The sequence below is a fragment of the Rhodoplanes sp. SY1 genome (genome assembly GCF_046000175.1).
In the GTDB taxonomy this organism is placed as follows: domain Bacteria; phylum Pseudomonadota; class Alphaproteobacteria; order Rhizobiales; family Xanthobacteraceae; genus Rhodoplanes.
In genome coordinates this window covers 99,014-115,802 of sequence record NZ_JBEOMB010000059.1, presented here as the reverse complement: position 1 = coordinate 115,802, position 16,789 = coordinate 99,014, and the positions used below count along the sequence as shown (strand labels likewise).

Here is a 16,789-nt window from a genome sequence, read left to right as displayed (position 1 = left end):
TCCGCCGCCGCGGCGGACGTGCCCGTCTCGTCGAGTCGGAACGCCCCTGCCGGCGTGGCGTTGAGTCGTCGTTTGTACCGGAGTATGCCCGATGGCACCGCGTGCGAACTGGAAGGGCTATCTACGCCTGTCGCTGGTCTCCTGCCCGATCGCGCTCTACCCCGCGACCACGGACCGCGAGAAGATTCGCCTGAACCTGCTCGACAAGTCGACCGGCCACCGCATCCGCATGCAGAAGGTCGATGCCGACACGGGCGATCCGGTCGAGGCCTCCGACATCGTGCGCGGCTACAAGACCGCGGACGGCTATGTCGAGATCACCGACGAGGATCTGGACACGATCGAGATCGAGAGCTCGCGCACGCTCGACATCACGCGCTTCGTGCCGCGCGAGGAGATCGACGAGCTCTACAACGTGCGCCCCTATTACATCGTGCCCGACGGCGAGGCCGGCCGGCAGGCCTTCGCGGTGATCCGCGAGGCCATCAAGGCGCGGGGGATGGTGGCGCTCGGCCGCGTCGTGATCTCGAGTCGTGAGCACGTCATCGCGCTGGAGCCGCGCGGCAAGGGCCTGATGGGGACGCTGCTGCGCTACCCCTACGAGGTCCGCGACGAGACCGAGTTCTTCGACGACATTCCCGACGAGACGATCCCCAAGGAGATGATCGAGCTCGCCGGGCACATCATCGACACCATGACGGGCGAGTTCCGGCCCGACGAGTTCGAGGACCGCTACGAGACGGCGCTGCGCGACCTGATCGCCCGCAAGGAGGCCGGCGAATCCGTCCGCCATGCGCCGCAGAAGACCCCGTCCAAGGTGGTGAACCTGATGGACGCGCTGCGCCGCAGCGTCGAGGCGCAAGGGGATGCGCGACCGGGCCCGGAGCGCAAGCCGGCCACGCGGCGACGCGCCACCCCGTCCAAGTCGCCACGCGGTCGATCGTCGCAGCGACGGCGCGCGAGCTGATCCGACCCCGCGGTTCGGCGACGAAGGCCTGCGCCTTGCGGCACGCGCGGCGCCGGTGAGCCGGCCCCGCGGGGCCTACGGACTTCGCATGCACGGCATCATACTCAGTCACCTTGTTGCAACGCGAGCGCGCGCCCGACCTGCTATTTCCTTCGACCCCCGGCTCGTAGAGGCTTATCGTCACGGCACGCGTGCGCCGACGAGCCGGGATCGTGCAGGGCTTCGCCCGACACGTCGCATCTGATCTCTGCATCCGCTCTTCGGCACCGCAGCTTCGACGCCGCAGCCCCGGCTGCGGTGACATGCCGGGCCCCGCTACACGCGCCCGCCCCGCTCACGTGCGCATGCGCGCCACGCGGAGCAGGGGGGGCGAGACCGATGCTTTTCTGCATATTGCAAATCGTGCAGCATCCCGGCTGCGACAGTGACCGACGAGACTCTCCCCCGGCCGGAGGACCAGATGAGACTGACACGGACCACTGCCACCCTGATCGCCTCGGCGGCGACCGCCGCGCTCGTTTTCTCCCTTCCATCGCCCGCCCGTGCCGAGTTCCCCGAAAAGACGATCGAGATGACGACGCTGTTCGGCGGCCCGGCACAGACGATCAGCCAGGTGCTCGCCGATCTGATGTCGAAGAACATCGGCCAGCCCGTCATCACGGTCAGTCGGCCGGGCGGCGGCGGCGCCATCGGCTACACGTTCCTGCAAAGCGCGGCGCCCGACGGCTACAGCATCGTGTTCTCGTCGAACTCGATCTCGACCGTCTATTATCAGGGCAATCTCCCGTTCAACTACGCGGCGCTCGCCCCTGTTGCGCAGATCGGAATGGAGGTCCCGGTTCTCGCCGTGCGCTCCGACGCCGGCTGGAAGGATCTGAAGGCGATGCAGGACGCCGCGAAGGCGAGCGGCAAGAAGCTGCGCGTCGGCGTCTCGGGCCTCGGCACCTTCACGCACCTCGCCTCGGCGGCGCTGTTCAACCGCCTCGGTCTGCAGGTCGTCTACATTCCGTACGGCGAAGGCCGCGCGCCGGCCGAGCTGCTGGGCGGCCGCATCGACGCCGCGCTGCAGTGGGCCAGCCAGTTCGCCCCGCACGTGAAGGCCGGCACCATCAACGTGCTGTGCATGACCAGCAAGGAGAAGGTCGAGCTCCCGGTCGACACCGTCACGTGCGACTCCGCCGGTGCGAAGGGCCTCGATCTCACCATCTGGCGCGGCATCCACGCACCCAAGGACACCCCGCCGGCCGTGATCGCCAAGCTCGAGGCCTCGATCAAGCAGGCCGTCGACTCGCCCGACTTCAAGAAGGCGGGCGACAATCTCGGCTTCTCGCCGCTCTACAAGTCGGCCAAGGACTTCGGCGCCATGGTGGCGGAGAACGACAAGGAGATCGGCGAGCTGATGACCGAGCTCGGCATCAACAAGAAGGGCAAGTAGACGGCTCGCGAGGCGGGCGCCCCGCGCCCACCCGCACGTCGCTCCGGCCGCGCCGACCGCCCGCTTCGCGCGATCTCCAGTCTCACCCTCTCTCGAACCAGACAGCGTAACGGAGCCTCAGATGACGGCCGACCGCGGGCGCGATCTCGTGACCGGAACCCTTCTGCTCGTCGTCGCACTCGTGTGGATCGGCCTCGTCCTGACGACGATCCCCGACGCGCCCGGCAGCCCGTCGAGCGCCAGGACGTTCCCGCTCGCCTCCGGCATCGCCCTCGCGGTGCTCGCCGGAGTCGTGCTGGTCGGCGCGATCGTTCGGCCCTCGGCCGCGTCGACGCAGAAGGTCGGCCCCGGCCTGGACGCGCTCGAGTGGCGCGGCATCGCCGCCACCTTCGGGTTCCTGGCCGCCTACATCCTGCTGCTCAAGCTCACCGGCTTCCTGATCGGCACCGTCGTCGTGCTCGCGGCATTCCTCTATCTCGTGCTCGGCAAGCGGTCGCCTTGGCTGCTGATCGGCTATCCGGTCGGCTTCGCGTTGGCGATCTGGCTGATCCTCGGAAAGCTGCTCGCCGTCTATCTGCCGGTCGGCGAGCTGATCAACCTGTTCTGAGGATCGCGCCATGGACATCTTCATGACCGCGCTCGCCGCATCGCTGAGCTGGCAGGCGCTGCTCGGCACCTTTTTCGGCGCGCTGGTCGGCCTCATCTTCGGCGCCATCCCGGGCCTCACCTACTCGATGGCGCTCGCCATGGTGCTGCCCATCACCTTCACGATGGGTCACACGGCCGCCATCGCGCTGCTGCTGGGCACCTATATCGGCGGCATGACGGGCGGCGCCGTCTCCGCCATCCTGATCGGCGTGCCGGGCACGCCCTCGGCCGCCGCCACGGTGCTGGACGGCGAGGTGATGGCGAAGAAGGGGCAGGCCTCGATCGCCATCGGCATCGCCACCATCGCGGGATGTGTCGGCGGGATTCTCAGCCTGATCGTCATGCTGGTCTCGGTCGACGCGCTGGCCCGTGTCGCCATCTCGTTCGGCCCGGCCGAGATCACGGCGCTCGTGGTGTTCGGCCTCTCCACCATCTGCGGGCTCGCCGGCGGCTCGCTGGTCAAGGGCCTGATCGGCGGCGTGATCGGCCTGATGCTGATGAACATCGGCCAGGATCCGATCGACGGCGTGCCGCGCTTCACCTTCGGCACCACGGCGATGCTGCAGGGCGTCGACCTCCTGGTCGCGATGATCGGCCTGTTCGCCGTGCCGCACGTCGTCACCGTGTTCGCGACCTACTGGCGCGGCAAGGAGATGCGCATCGAGGCGGGCAATGTCCGCACCGAGCTGCCGTCCTGGCGGCTCCTGCTGTCGCAACGGTGGAACTTCGTCCGCTCCGCGGCGATCGGCACGGTGGTGGGCGCCATCCCGGGCACCGGCGGACCGATCGCCGCGTTCCTGGCCTACGACCAGGCGAAGCGCTGGTCGAAGCACCCCGAGACGTTCGGCAAGGGCGAGGTGTCGGGCGTGGTCGCGCCGGAGGCGTCCAACCACGCCGTCACGGGCGGCGCCATGATCCCGCTGATCGGCCTCGGCATCCCGGGCGATCCGGCGACCGCCATCATCCTGGGCGGCCTTCTGATCCACGGCATCCAGCCGGGACCGCTGCTGTTCATGGAGAAGCCCGACGTGATCACGTCGATCTATCTCCTGTTCGTCCTCGCCTATGTCGTCACGGCGCTGATCCAGCTCTTCGGCGTGCGCCTGTTCGTCAAGGCGCTGCGGGTGCCGCCGCACCTGATGGCGGTCGGCATCCTGGTGATGTGCGTGATCGGCTCCTTCGCGATCCGCAACTCGCTGTTCGACGTCGGCGTGATGGGCCTGGTCGGCTTCGTCGCCTACTGGCTGATCAAGGGCGGCATCCCGGCGACCCCGATCCTGCTCGGCCTGGTGCTCGGGCCCACGCTGGAGCGCGAGGCGCGCACCGCCCTGATCATGTCGGAAGGCTCGCCGGCGATCTTCGTGGAGTCCTACACGGCGCTGCTGTTCTGGGGGTTTGCCCTGATCATTCTGGGCAGCCAGGCCATCGGAATGATGCGGGCTCGCAAGAACGGGGCCGGAAACAAGCCGGGCAAGGCGACGGCGTGACCGCCGGGAGGGCGCTCCGCGCCCGTCGCCGAGCCAATTCGGGGCCGACCGTCCGGCCGGCCCGCTTCCGCACCGGATCGGCGACCGCAGACCGGGCGACATCCATCGACCGAGGACCACCATGACCTCACCGCTCGTCTCGAACGACTGGCTGGAGAGCCACCTCACCGATCCCGATCTTCGGATCATCGAGATCTCGGGCGAGGCCGAGCCACGGCCCTATTGCGACGCCCACATTCCGGGCGCCACCTTCCTGTTCTGGAAGGATGCGTGCTGGCACCCCACCGACCGTGAGCTGATCACGCCGGAAGCGCTCGCCGCGATGTTCGGCCGGCTCGGCATCGGCCCCGAGACCACCGTCGTGCTCTACGGCGAGCCGGTGCAGTACGGCACCTACGCCTACTGGGCCTTCACGATGGCGGGCCACAAGAACCTCAAGGTGCTCGACGGCGGCCGCCGCAAGTGGATGCAGGAGAACCGTCCGCGCTCGCAGACGGTGCCGCACCACGCGCCGGTTCCCTATTCCACGCCGGCCCCCGACCTCTCGATGCGGCTCGGCCGCGACGACGTGCGCGCGAAGCTCGGACGGCCGGAGCGGCTGCTGCTCGACGTCCGCTCGGCCGAGGAATATCTCGGCGTGCGTCTCGCCGAATACGCCACGGCGTTCGATCACGGCGCCATGCGCTACGGCCGCATCCCCGGCGCGCAGCATCTCTACTTCCGCTGCGTCCTGAACGACGACAACGGGTTCAAGACACCCGACGAGATGCGCCGCGCGCTCGCCGTCGCGGGTGTCGATCCGGGTCGCTACGAGGACGTCGTCGTGTACTGCCGGATGAGCCATCGCGCCACCCTGGTCTGGGTCGCGCTGGAGAAGCTCCTCGGCTACCGCAACATCAAGATCTACGACGGCTCCTGGACCGAATGGGGCAGCATCGTCGGGTTCCCCGTCGAGAAGTGATCGCCCGCGAGCGCGCCCGGCGCGCCGGACCGAGAAGGACAGTGCGATGACCGCGACCACCACAGCGACCGCTCCTAACGACTATCACGTCCCGCCGACCATGAAGGCCTGGGTGCTGGACGATCCCGGCCAGCTCCGCCTCACCGAGAAGCCGGTGCCGCAGCCGGGCCACGCCGAGGTGCTGGTGCGCATCGACGCCATCGCGTTCTGCGCCGGCGACATCTCGATCATCACCAGGGGGCCGCCCGCCCTGATCGAAGGCGGCAAGCCGTTCAACAAGAACTTCACCCCCGGCCACGAGTACATGGGGACCGTGGTGAAGCTCGGCACCGGGGTCGACGAGTTCGCGGTGGGCGACCGCGTCGTCGTCGAGGTGCATTACGGCTGCGGCCGCTGCGAACGCTGCCGCGCCGGCATGTACACGGCCTGCCTGAACTACGGCATGAACTACAAGGGGCACGACAAGGGCCACCGCGCCAACGGCTTCACCACCGACGGCGGCTTCTGCGAGTATCAGGTCAATCACGTCGCGACCCTGATCCACGTGCCCGACGGCGTCGGCGACGAGGAGGCGACCCTGATCGTCACGGCCGGCACGGCCATGTACGCGCTCGACACGCTCGGCGGGCTGATCGCGGGCGAGAGCGTCGTGGTGCTCGGGCCCGGCGCGATCGGCCTGATGGTGACGGCGGTGGCGAAGGCACTCGGCGCCGATCCGGTGATCCTCACCGGCACGCGCGAGGCGCGTCTCGCGCTCGGCAAGCGCATGGGCGCCGATCACGTCGTCAACATCCGCAACGAGGACCCGGTCGAGGCGGTGCGCCGCATCACGGGCGGGCGCGGCGTCAACTACGTGGTCGAGGCCTCGGGCGATCCGAACAGCCTCAACGTCGCGACCGACATGCTCAAGCGCGGCGGCAAGGTGTGCCTGGTCGGCTTCCCGGAGGAGAAGGCCTCGGTCGATCTCGCCAAGCTGATCCGCCAGCACATCTCGGTGTTCGGCATCCGCGGCGAGGGTCGCAGCGCCACCCACCGCTGCGCGGCGCTGATCTCGCAGAAGCGCTTCGACCCGAAACCGATCCACACCCACACGTTCCCGCTCGGCGAGGTGCCGACCGCCTTCCGCTACGCCCGCGACCGCATCGAGGACGCCATCAAGGTGGTGGTGAAGATGCGAGAGTGAGTGGCGACGCGCGTGGCTCTTCTTCGTCATGCCGCGGGGAAGACGGCGCCTGCGCTCCCTCTCCCCGCGCGCGGGGAGAGGTGAAGAAGCGCCTCGGCGGTTCACCTCGGCCCGCCTCGCTCAATCCTTCTCCAGCATCTCGGCGACCGTGACGCGACGGCCTTCGCGGGCCGAGACGGTGCCGGCCCGCACCACGGCGAGCGACTGGTAGCCGTGGACGCCGTCGGTCTCGGGCTTCGCCTGCCCGCGCACCGCCGCAGCGAACTCCTCCAATTCGTCGCGGATCGCGTCGTTCTTCTCGAACGGGATCGCCTCGACCTTGTCGGAGTGCCGTTTCTGCAGGCGCAGGCCGCCGTGCAGGTCGTAATAGGCGGTCGCCTCCTTGCCGTAGATGTTCATCAGATAATACTCGCCGGCCGAGGCATAGCAGGCGTTGACCGTGGAAAGCGCGCCGTTCTCGTGCTCGAGGATCATCGAGGCGACGTCCGGATTGTCGCCGGGCAGCACGAGCTGGGACGCGCGCCCCGACACCGCGACGACCGGCCCCATCAGGTAGCTGAGCACGTCGATGTAGTGGATGCCGATCTGCAGCATCACGCCGCCCGGCATGCCCTCCGCCGTGTGGCGCCAATGATGCGCGTCGAACTTGCCCAGCCGGTCGCGGCTGATGTTCGATTCGGCGTTGACGAGGCGACCGAACACGCCGGCGTCGATCTGCTGCTTGATCCAGCGGAACTGACTCTCGCGACGGCGCTGATAGCCGAGCTGCAGCACGATGCCGTGCCGCTTCGCGACCTCGGCGATGGCGCGGCCCGTCGCGACATTGTTGGCGATCGGCTTGTCGAGAAAGACGTGCTTGCCGGCGGCGGCGGCCTGTGCGGTGGTCTCCAGATGCACGTTGTTCGGCGTCGTGTTGACGATGCCCTCGATCGACGGATCGGCCAGCATCTCCTCGTAACTCGCGACCGTCTTGCAACCGTACTTCTTGGCGAAGGCGTCGCGCTTGTCGGCCGTGCGGGTGTAGCAACTCACGATCTCGATCTTGCTCGACCGCGCGATGGCGTCGGCCAGCACGTCGGACCACCAGCCCATGCCGATGCAGCCGACGCGTACGGGTGAGGTGTTGCTCATGGGGTTCGACCAGGTTGTTGTGAAGTTCGGATGGAGAAGCGCGAAGGCTCAAAGGAGCTGGTCATTCCAGGGCGCGGGCGAAGCCCGCGAGCCCGGAACTCATATCCCCGGTGTCGATGATCGACCGTATCACAGGGGTTACGGGTCCCGGGTTCGGCCCTCCGGGCCGCCCCGGGACGACCGGAGTCGGAGGGAGGTGCCGTCACTTCCCGTCGATCGACACCGACGCGCCGATCGACCGCACCGCCTCCTCGGCGATCTGCGCGTCCATGTCCCAGCTGCCGCCCGAGACGCCGACGCCGCCGACGCATTCGCCGTCGATGATGATCGGGCAGCCGCCTTCCATGGCGGTCCAGTTCTCCGGGCCGGCGGCGAGCGCGAGGCCGAGCGCATGGGCGACGTCGAGCGGCTGGGCGACGGCACCCTTCGAGGTGGTCGGCCGCTTGTTGGAGGCGCAGCAGCGCGCCTTGGTGGTCGAGGAATGCACCAGATGGAAGCGCGCCGTGTCCATGCGCTCCAGCAGCAGCAGATTGCCGCCGCCGTCGACGATCGCCACGGCCACCTGGATGCCGGCCACGCGGGCCTTCTCCATGGCGGTTTCCAGGATTTTTCTGGCGCCCGCATTGGTCAGGCGCTTCGCGCTCGCGGTGTACATGGGGTTCTGCTTCGGAGCTCGGTTTCGGGTTTCGTTTCGGAACGCCATTGTCGGGGCGGCGGAGTCGCGACGCAAGACCGCCCGGCCGCATCGCACCCGCGCACGCATGGCTCGCCGCACTTCGAATGCAATGGATGCAGGGCTCGGGCTACCCACAGCACTTGTCATACAGAGTTGGCCGGCCGCGCCTGCGGCACGCCGCCGCGCCCGACCGATTTCCCGCGCATCCCCGCAGGCGCCCGCACGTTCGCCCGGCTCGCCATCGCCCGCGAATCACCGCGCCGGGGCGGCCCATACGAAAAGGGAGCGGGGGGTCGCCCCGCTCCCTCGTCTCGTTGGCCGTCTGTCGTTCGGCCGATTGCTGCGCCGCGAAAGGCGGGCGGCCGTGTAGTCGCTCAGGCGAGCCCGTGCGCCACCTTGCTGGCCTGCTCCTGCGCCTTGAAGGTGTTGAACCGGGGCAGGAACTTGTCCCAGTCGATGAGATGGGCGTCGAGCTCCGGCCCGTCGATGCAGGCGTGCTTGCGGACCATCTTGCCGTCCACCGTGATCGGCACCATGCAGGCGCCGCACATGCCGGTGGCGTCGACCATGATCGAGTTGAGGCTCGCCACCGTCTTGACCCCGTAGGGCTTGGTGAGGTCGGAGACCACCCGCATCATGATCGGCGGACCGATGGTGATCACCTCGGCGATCTTGCGGCCCTTCGACGTCTTGTCGTTCTTCAGCATCTCCTCGAGCGGCGTCGTGACGAAGCCCTTGATGCCGTAGGTGCCGTCGTTGGTCGCGTAGATCAGGTCGAGCTGGTCGCCGTACTTGGCCTTCAGCTTGCCCATCCGCTCGTCGTCGCCGGTCCAGAACAGGAACTCCTTCGAGCGGAATCCGGCGATCAGCGTGACGTGGTTGCCCATCTCCAGATGCGCGCGGGCGATCGGATAGACGGGCGGCAGGCCGACGCCGCCGGCCGTGAAAACCACGGTCTGGTCGGGACCGTAGTGGTGCAGCTCGCTCGCCCGGCCGAGCGGGCCGGCGATGCCCGCGAAGGCGTCGCCGATCGTCATCTGGTTCATCATGAGCGTCGAGGTGCCCATGCCCTGGATGACCAGGTCGATGGTGCCGGCCTCGGCGTCCCAGTCGGCGAGCGTCAGCGGAATCAGCTCGCCGTCGTCCCAGCCGAGCACCCGGACGAACTGGCCGGCCTTGGCCGACTGCGCCACCATCGGGGCCCGCACCTTGAACTCGACGATGCCGCCGGCGAGCGGGATCTTCTCGACGATGGTCTGCTTGACCTGGCCGAGCTCGGTGTACCGCGCGGCCTTCGCCACCCGCGCCTTGATCTCGGCCGGCGTGAACGGAATCTCGCCGACGATCTCGCGCGCCGCCGCCTGGCCGTCGCCGGCCGCCCGGATCGCGGTCGAGCCGCCGCGGGCCGCGTCGCCACCCGAGTAGACGTCCTTGATCGAGGTTTTCTGCGTGCCCTCGCCGACCTCGATGGTGCCCCATTTCGAGGTCTTCAGGTCGGGCTCGGCGTCCTTCATGATCGGGTTCGCCGTGTTGCCGAGCGCCATGATCACGAGATCGACCGGCACCCGTTCGGTCTCGCCGGTGGCGACCGGCGCGCGGCGACCCGACTTGTCGGGCGGGCCGAGCTCGTTGACGGCGAGCACCGCGTGGCTGACGAAGTGGGTCTTCTCGTCGCCGATGAACTCGATGGGCGCGCGCAGCACGGCGAGGTTGATGCCTTCCTCGAGGGCGTGGTGCAGCTCCTCGACGCGGGCCGGCATCTCGCTCTTGGTGCGGCGGTAGACGATCGTCACGTTGGCGCCGAGCCGGCGAGCCGTGCGGGCGGCGTCCATGGCGGTGTTGCCGCCGCCGATGACGAAGACCTCCTTGCCCTTGGTCTCGGGCAGCGGCGTCTCGTACTTCTCGTCCAGCGCCCGCATCAGGTTGACGCGGGTGAGGAACTCGTTGGCCGACATGACGCCGAGATAGTGCTCGCCCGGCACGTTCATGAAGGTCGGCAGGCCGGCGCCGGTGCCGACGAAGATCTTCCAGAAGCCGGCGTCCTTGAGGTCGTCGAGCGTCGCGGTCTTGCCGACCACGAAGTTCTTCACGAAGCGGCCGCCGAGCAGGTTGATCTTCTCGACGACGTCGTCGATCAGCGTGTTGGGCAGGCGGAACTCCGGGATGCCGTAGCGCAGCACGCCGCCGAGGTCGTGGAACGCCTCGAACACCGTGACCGGGAAGCCCTCGGCCGCCAGCAGATAGGCGTTGATCAGGCCGGACGGGCCGGAGCCGACCACCGCGATCGGCGGCTTCTCGGCGCGCGCCCACGGGCTGATCACGCCGGCGAAGCGCTCGGCCGGCTTGGGGCCGACCAGCTTCTCGCGCTCGGGCAGGAACCATTCGAGCTGGCCGATCTCGATCGGCCGGCGCGTCTGCTTGCAGACGCCCTGGCACTGCAGCTCTTGCGGACACACGCGGCCCGTCACGTTGGGCAGCGGATTGCAGCTCTCGATCAGCTCCAGCGCCTGGCGGAACTTGCCGTTGCCGAGCAGCTCCAGCATCTCGGGGATGTGGATCTTGACCGGGCAGCCACCCTTCGGCTCCTTCTTGCCGTGGATGATCACGCCGATCTCGCACGGCTTGTCGGTGCACTGCTTGTCGCGCAACACCTCGAGCCACACGAACATCTCGACCTCGCGCTCGGTGTAGCCGAGCGCCATGTAGCCGAGATAGCCGGTGTTCACGAGCGCGAAGTCGCCGACGCGCTCCTCGGGCGGGCGGATGTAGGGCGGGATGAAGGCGTCGAACGGCCACTTCGCCGACAGGCCCTTGAACATCGGGTACTTGTCGGACAGGTGATCGTCGAGCGCCTTCACGAACTTGCGCTTGAAGCGCATTGGCATCGACCAGATGAAGCGTTGCAGGAGCACGCTCATCTCGTCGTTGCGCAGCAGCAGGTTCCAGAACGTCCGCGTGAAGGCGGGGCTCAGCTCCTCCTGCTGGAACTCCCAGGCGATCGCCTGCACGCCGTCCGACACGAAGGTGCCGCGCAGCGACTTCGGATCGCCGAGGAGACGTTTCTTGAGAAGCTCGAGCTGCTTCTGGAACAGCTCGACGGCTTCGGAGGATTCGAGCTCCTCGAGCTGATTGCGCGTCTGCTCCAGCGCCTGCGTGGTCTGGGCGTAGCGCAGCAGCTGCTCCTGGGGATTGGCGGTGCTCATCGCACGATCTCCGCGTCGCAGCCGGCCGCCGCCTTGGCGAGCCGGGCCTTGAGGTCCGGCGTGACCGTCACCTTTTCGAGCGCGCCCGGGATGGTGTGGGCGACCTCCTTCGGCACGCCGTCGACCATGATCCTGATCCGCTCGAACAGCTCGGGGACCTGCTGGTAGCAGGTCTTGCAGTTGGTGCAGGCGGCGACGTCCTCGTCGCGGATGTGCGGCAGGGCCGAGCCGTTGGCCTTGGCGGCGGCCGCCGGAGCGGCCGCGGCGGCACCCGGCGCGGCCCCGAAGGGCGCCAGCGCACCGGCGAGCGCGGTCGGCGACGGGGCGCTCGACGAGGCGGCGAGCTCGCTCATCGCGCGGGCGATGGTGTCGAGCGTCGACTCCTGCGTCTGCACGGCCTGCTCGTAGCGCGACTTCAGCGCCTCGAGCTCGACGCGGTGGTCGGCGTCCAGCCGCTCGATCGGCCGGCCGGCGAGGTACTGGAGCGTCCGCCAGTAGCGCCGCCGCTCCTCGACCAGATGCACGATGGTGTTGGAGACCTCGAGCTTCACGAGCCGCTTGTCGGCGTCGGTCGACCACACGAACGGCACCTTGCCGGCGCGCGCCGCCGGATCGAGCGCGACGAAGTCCTCGACCGGGACCGCGTCGGCCTCGTTCTTCAGCGGACGGAACTGCTTCTTGAAGCGGGTCTCCTCCTGGGCGAAGTAGGCCGGGGTGAGCACCACCTCCTTCAGCTTGGTGACGCCCTCCTCGACATGCTCGATCGTGGTCGTCGTCCAGTCCTTGTCGAGGTCCGGGTTGCCGTCGAGCGAGAACCAGCCCTTGCGGCTGCGGTCGGCGCCCGGATCGTGCACGAACACCGGGTTCATGCGCGCCTCGACGGCGAGGCGAGCGCGGCGGCTGGCGGCCGCGTCGGCGATGCCGTGCTCGGCCTGGCACGGCGTGTAGACGTCGAGCACGGCCGGCGACGAGGTGTGGTTGAGATAGCGCGTCACGTTCTGCAGGAAGTGCTGCTGCAGCGCCGTCGAGGTCTGCACCACGAAGACGTTCGGGTGGAACGCGGCGATCAGGCCGAGCTCCTTGCGGTCCTCCTGCTTGCCGGCATGGGCGGCGCCGAAGCGCGACAGATCCGAGTCCTGACCGGTGAGGCTCGCCGTGGAGGCCTGGCCGCCCGTGTTGGAGTAGACGCCGGTGTTGAGCACCACGACCTTGACGGGCGTGTTGGTCGCCAACAGCCGCGACAGCGCGCCGAAGCCGATGTCGTAGGTGGCGCCGTCACCGCCCATGCTGATCACGGTCGGCAGCAGCGACAGCTCCTCCGGCGTGAACTGCGACCACGCGAAGGTGCGGAAGAACTTGTCGTGCATGCCCGGATCGTAGGCGTCGTCGAGCTCGAGCTTGGCGATCCGCATCGCCTTCACGTCGTCGACGGCCGAGGCCGTGAGCCCCTCGAACAGCCCCTTGGCGACCGCCGGCGTGTCCTGGAACAGGCTGTTCACCCACGGGTCGTTGTAGGGGTTGAACGGGAAGGTCGAGGCATAGACCGACGAGCAGCCGGTGGCGTTGGCGATCACGGCCGAGGCCGGGCCGTTGCCGGTCGGGCCGCTCTCCAGCAGATACTGGCGCTTCTCCAGCACCTCGATCACGCCGGCGATGCGCTCGCGCCGCACCTTGTCGTCCTGCACGGACGGAAGCTTCGCCTTGAGCTTGTCGATCACGCTCTCCAGCTCGCGCAGATGGTCCTTGCGGCGCTTGGTCTGGATCGCGTTGTTGGTCGAGGTGACGAGGCGGATCGCCGTCACCTCGCCGCAGCCGCGGCAGGCGCCGTGGCCGCCCGTGGTGGCGTAGTAGTTGGCGCGGTCGAGCATCAGCCGCTTGGTGTCGCCGTCGGCCGTCAGCGCCGTGTCGGTGAAGCGGGCCGGCGTGTTCGGCGTCTGGCTGAGGAACTCGAAACGGGTCTGCAGGCTGTCGAGGAGCGCGGCGTCCTGCTCGCGCGCCTTGAGAGCGCCCGGGCCGCAGACGTCGATGCACTCGAGGCAGCCGGAGCACTTCCACGGATCGATCGCCACCGAGTAGAGGCCGCCGGTGCCGGGCTTCTCCTTCTCCATGGAGTCGAAGAACGGCCGGGTGCGCGCCACCGGGAACTCGACCAGCACCTCGGCGAGCTTGCCGAGATTGCGCTTGAGCGTCGGATTGTCGACGTCGAGGGCGGCGGCCGCGGCCGCGACCACCTCGCCGAACGCCTTGGCGTCCTTGCTGCCGCGATAGGCCTCGCGCACCGCGTCGGCGAGCGCGAAGACGCGATCGCGCACCGCCTCGCGCTGCGCCTCGACGAGGTCGAGATGCTTGAGGCCGGTGAGCAGCAGGTCGTGGATGTCGTGCACCGTGTTGGGGATCGCGGCGTCCGGGCAGACCAGCGTGCATTCCATGCAGCCCGTGCACAGCGCCGGCTCGAACTCCGGCACGTCGCGACGGAACAGGCCCTTGTCCTTCCAGGCGGCCGAGCCGGCCGGCATGAACATGCCGGTGCCGGGCAGCACCGGCGCCTCGCCGATGGTGCCGTCGCGGAACGGCGCGGCGATCACCTCCTCGTAATAGGCGCGATCGAAGATGCCTTCGGCCGGCGCGGCGCCGGCCGCCTTGCACATCGCCGCCGAGATGGCGACGGTGCGCAGCTGCTGCACGCCCGCCTCGGTCTCCGCCTCGACGAACTCCGGCCGCGTGTAGTCGAGCGCCTGCGTCGCTTCCAGGCCCTCCTTGATCACCGCCATGTTGCCGTCGACCACGGCGGCGCCCTTGGAGCCGAACTTCTTGGAGAGCTGCTGCTGCACCTTCTTCAAGATCACGTCCATCGAGGCGTCCGCGACGATGCGGTCGACATGGCCGCACACCGCGCCGATGAAGGCGATGCCCATCATGCGGGTCTCGAGCTCGGGCGTCGGCGCGTGGCGCTTGGCGACCGCGAAGCCGTCCACCACGAACATCTTGATCTTCTTGTCGCGGATCGTCTTGCGGGCGCGCTTGGGCAGATCCTTCCACACCTCGAGCGGCGAGAGGTTCGACTGCAGCACGAAGGTGCCGCCCTCGACCAGGCCGCGCAGCGGGTTGGTGTGGCTGAACACCTTGTGGTCCGGCGACACGACGATCTCGACGTCCTCGATCTCGGCGTTGGTGATCTTCACCGGCTCGGGGCTGAGCGTGATGTAGTAGTTGGTCGGCGCGCCGCTCTTCTCCGAGCCGTATTTGGGCGAGGCCTTGGAGTGCATGTCGAGCACGCCGGCCAGGATGTCGGTGAGGAGCTTGCCGGTCGCGATGGTGCCGTAACCACCGACCGAGTGGAAGCGCACCCGGAAGGCCGATGGCGGCAGGAGGTTCGGGTTCGCCTCGGTCTCGAGCGCCATCAGCTCGGTCTCGGGATAGGCCTCCTTCAGCCTCTCCTGCAGGGCGGCGAGACGCGGGCTCGGATCCTTGGCGAAGAACTGCGAGCCGAGATAGACGAACGGCGCGTTCTTGGTCTCCATGTTCTTGAACGCGGCGATCAGGTGGCGCGGCTGCAGGTCGTGGGCGCCGAGGCCGAAGATCGCGGTCGTCATCTTGGGCAGGCGGTCGAGCGCCGGGATGCCCGGGTGGCGGGTGCCGTTGGTGGCGTTCTCGATGCCCTTGAACAGCGCCTGGGTGACGAAGCTCGTCAGCGCCGTGACGTCGGAGCGCTCCAGCACCGTGACGGCCGTCTTGCCCTTCAGGGCGGCGACCAGTTCGGCCTCCGGGAACGGCTGCAAGAGCTTGATCGACACCACGCCGACCTTCTTGCCCTGGCTGCGCAGATGCGCGACCACCGCCTCGACGTCGTCCGTCACGGAGCCGAGGCCGACCATCACGTGCTCGGCGTCGTCGCACATGTAGGTCATCACCGGCTTGTACTCGCGGCCGGTCAGCGCCGCGTACTCGGCCATCGCCTCGCGCACGAAGCGCGGCACGTCGCGCACGAAATGGGTGCGGTGGTCGACCGAGCCGGCCTGGAAGTCGGGCTGGTTTTGCACGCCGCCGGTGAGGCCCGGATTGTGCACGTCGACGAGCGCCGGCACGAGCTGACGGGTGCCCTTCTCGTAGGCGTTGGTCCACTGCCGGGTCCAGGCGCCGCGCAGCTCCTCCGGCACCAGCGCCAGCGTGTCGCCGATCAGCGACGCGGCGTTGTCGGTCTCCACCTGCTCGGCTTCCGTCTTCAGCCAGGTGCGCAGCTTGGCGAGGTCGGCCGGAGCGAAGTCGCCCTCGTGCTTGATCAGCCACAGCTCGAGCTGATGCACGCGGCCCTTGGCGCCGAACAGGATCTCCTGCGCTACGGTCGGGCACTTGATGCGGCCGGCCGGATCGCCGAGGAACTCGCGGATCAGCTCCGGCTCCGGCATCAGCGCCTCGCTCATCATGTGCGAGGTGGCGAAGCCGTCCATGGCGTTGGCGACCGGGATCAGCGAGGTGGCCGACACCTTGTAGGAGATCACGGCGAGGTCGGCCGCCTCCTGCGGGTTGGAGCCGAACAGGATCGTGTAGCCGGACTGCAGCAGCGCGTAGACGTCGTCGTGGCCGGCCATCACGTTGAGCGAGTGCTTCGACACCACGCGGGCGGCGACCTGCAGCACGAAGCCGCCGACCTTCTTGCCGACCGTCACGTAGTGGGACTCGAGCCCGTACAGGATGCCCTGGCTGGACGAGGCGTTGGAGACGAACTTGGCGCCGGTGAGCGCGGCACCGAGCGCGCCGGACTGGGCCGAATGCTCGCCCTCCGGCTCGAAGAAGAACGGATGCTTGCCCCAGACGTTGCAGCCGCCGGCGGAGCGGAAGGCCTCGTAGATTTCGGAGATCTCGGTGGACGGCGTGATCGGATAGCCGATGACGCCGCCGCAGACGTGCCCCATCACCTGGGCGACGGCACCGTTTCCGTTGATGACAGTCGGAATGCCCGAGTATTTCGCGTTCATCTGTTGCGTCCGTCTGGTACGTGATCTCGCGCCGAGCAGGCGTCCGTCGCTCGCATGGGAGCCGGGGCGACCGTGGTCGCTCGAACCTTCGGTTATCGACGTTTCGTCCCTGGCTTTTGTCC

At 68.5% G+C, this 16,789-nt stretch carries 10 protein-coding genes; 6 read left to right on the top strand and 4 right to left on the bottom strand.

The window, feature by feature from the left end; genetic code table 11:
* Positions 1–91 precede the first annotated feature (91 nt).
* The 6 genes from ABTU92_RS16435 (at position 92) to ABTU92_RS16410 (ending at position 6,681) form a co-directional block, all read left to right on the top strand.
* Positions 92–967 (top strand): Ku protein, encoded by an 876-nt coding sequence (locus ABTU92_RS16435; RefSeq protein WP_408092489.1) that lies wholly within the window; start codon positions 92–94, stop codon positions 965–967.
* Between the two features lie 460 nt (positions 968–1,427).
* Positions 1,428–2,402 (top strand): Bug family tripartite tricarboxylate transporter substrate binding protein, encoded by a 975-nt coding sequence (locus tag ABTU92_RS16430; RefSeq protein WP_408092487.1) that lies wholly within the window; start codon positions 1,428–1,430, stop codon positions 2,400–2,402.
* 121 nt (positions 2,403–2,523) lie between these two features.
* Positions 2,524–3,009, top strand: a complete 486-nt coding sequence (locus ABTU92_RS16425; RefSeq protein ID WP_408092485.1) for a tripartite tricarboxylate transporter TctB family protein — start codon at positions 2,524–2,526, stop codon at positions 3,007–3,009.
* Positions 3,010–3,019: 10 nt separating this feature from the next.
* Positions 3,020–4,537 (top strand): tripartite tricarboxylate transporter permease, encoded by a 1,518-nt coding sequence (locus tag ABTU92_RS16420; protein WP_408092484.1) that lies wholly within the window; start codon positions 3,020–3,022, stop codon positions 4,535–4,537.
* Positions 4,538–4,658: 121 nt separating this feature from the next.
* Positions 4,659–5,498: a sulfurtransferase gene (locus tag ABTU92_RS16415; RefSeq protein WP_408092483.1), complete on the top strand. Its 840-nt coding sequence runs from the start codon at positions 4,659–4,661 to the stop codon at positions 5,496–5,498.
* 46 nt (positions 5,499–5,544) lie between these two features.
* Entirely contained in the window at positions 5,545–6,681 is a 1,137-nt protein-coding gene (locus ABTU92_RS16410) for a zinc-binding dehydrogenase (RefSeq protein ID WP_408092481.1), read from the top strand.
* 120 nt (positions 6,682–6,801) lie between these two features.
* Here the strand turns inward: ABTU92_RS16410 and ABTU92_RS16405 are convergent, their stop codons facing one another.
* The 4 genes from ABTU92_RS16405 to ABTU92_RS16390 all read right to left on the bottom strand — a co-directional run bounded on the left by ABTU92_RS16405 (position 6,802) and on the right by ABTU92_RS16390 (position 16,667).
* Positions 6,802–7,812, bottom strand: coding sequence for a Gfo/Idh/MocA family protein (locus ABTU92_RS16405; RefSeq protein ID WP_408092479.1), 1,011 nt, complete (start codon positions 7,810–7,812; stop codon positions 6,802–6,804).
* Between the two features lie 202 nt (positions 7,813–8,014).
* Positions 8,015–8,467: a GlcG/HbpS family heme-binding protein gene (locus ABTU92_RS16400; RefSeq protein ID WP_408092477.1), complete on the bottom strand. Its 453-nt coding sequence runs from the start codon at positions 8,465–8,467 to the stop codon at positions 8,015–8,017.
* A gap of 395 nt (positions 8,468–8,862) precedes the next feature.
* The gene (locus tag ABTU92_RS16395; RefSeq protein ID WP_408092475.1) at positions 8,863–11,691 is read right to left on the bottom strand and encodes a sulfide/dihydroorotate dehydrogenase-like FAD/NAD-binding protein; all 2,829 of its coding nucleotides are present in this window, start codon (positions 11,689–11,691) and stop codon (positions 8,863–8,865) included.
* Entirely contained in the window at positions 11,688–16,667 is a 4,980-nt protein-coding gene (locus tag ABTU92_RS16390; protein ID WP_408092473.1) for a 2-oxoacid:acceptor oxidoreductase family protein, read from the bottom strand. The genes ABTU92_RS16395 and ABTU92_RS16390 overlap by 4 nt, the downstream gene beginning before the upstream one ends.
* Between the last annotated feature and the right edge of the window lie 122 nt (positions 16,668–16,789).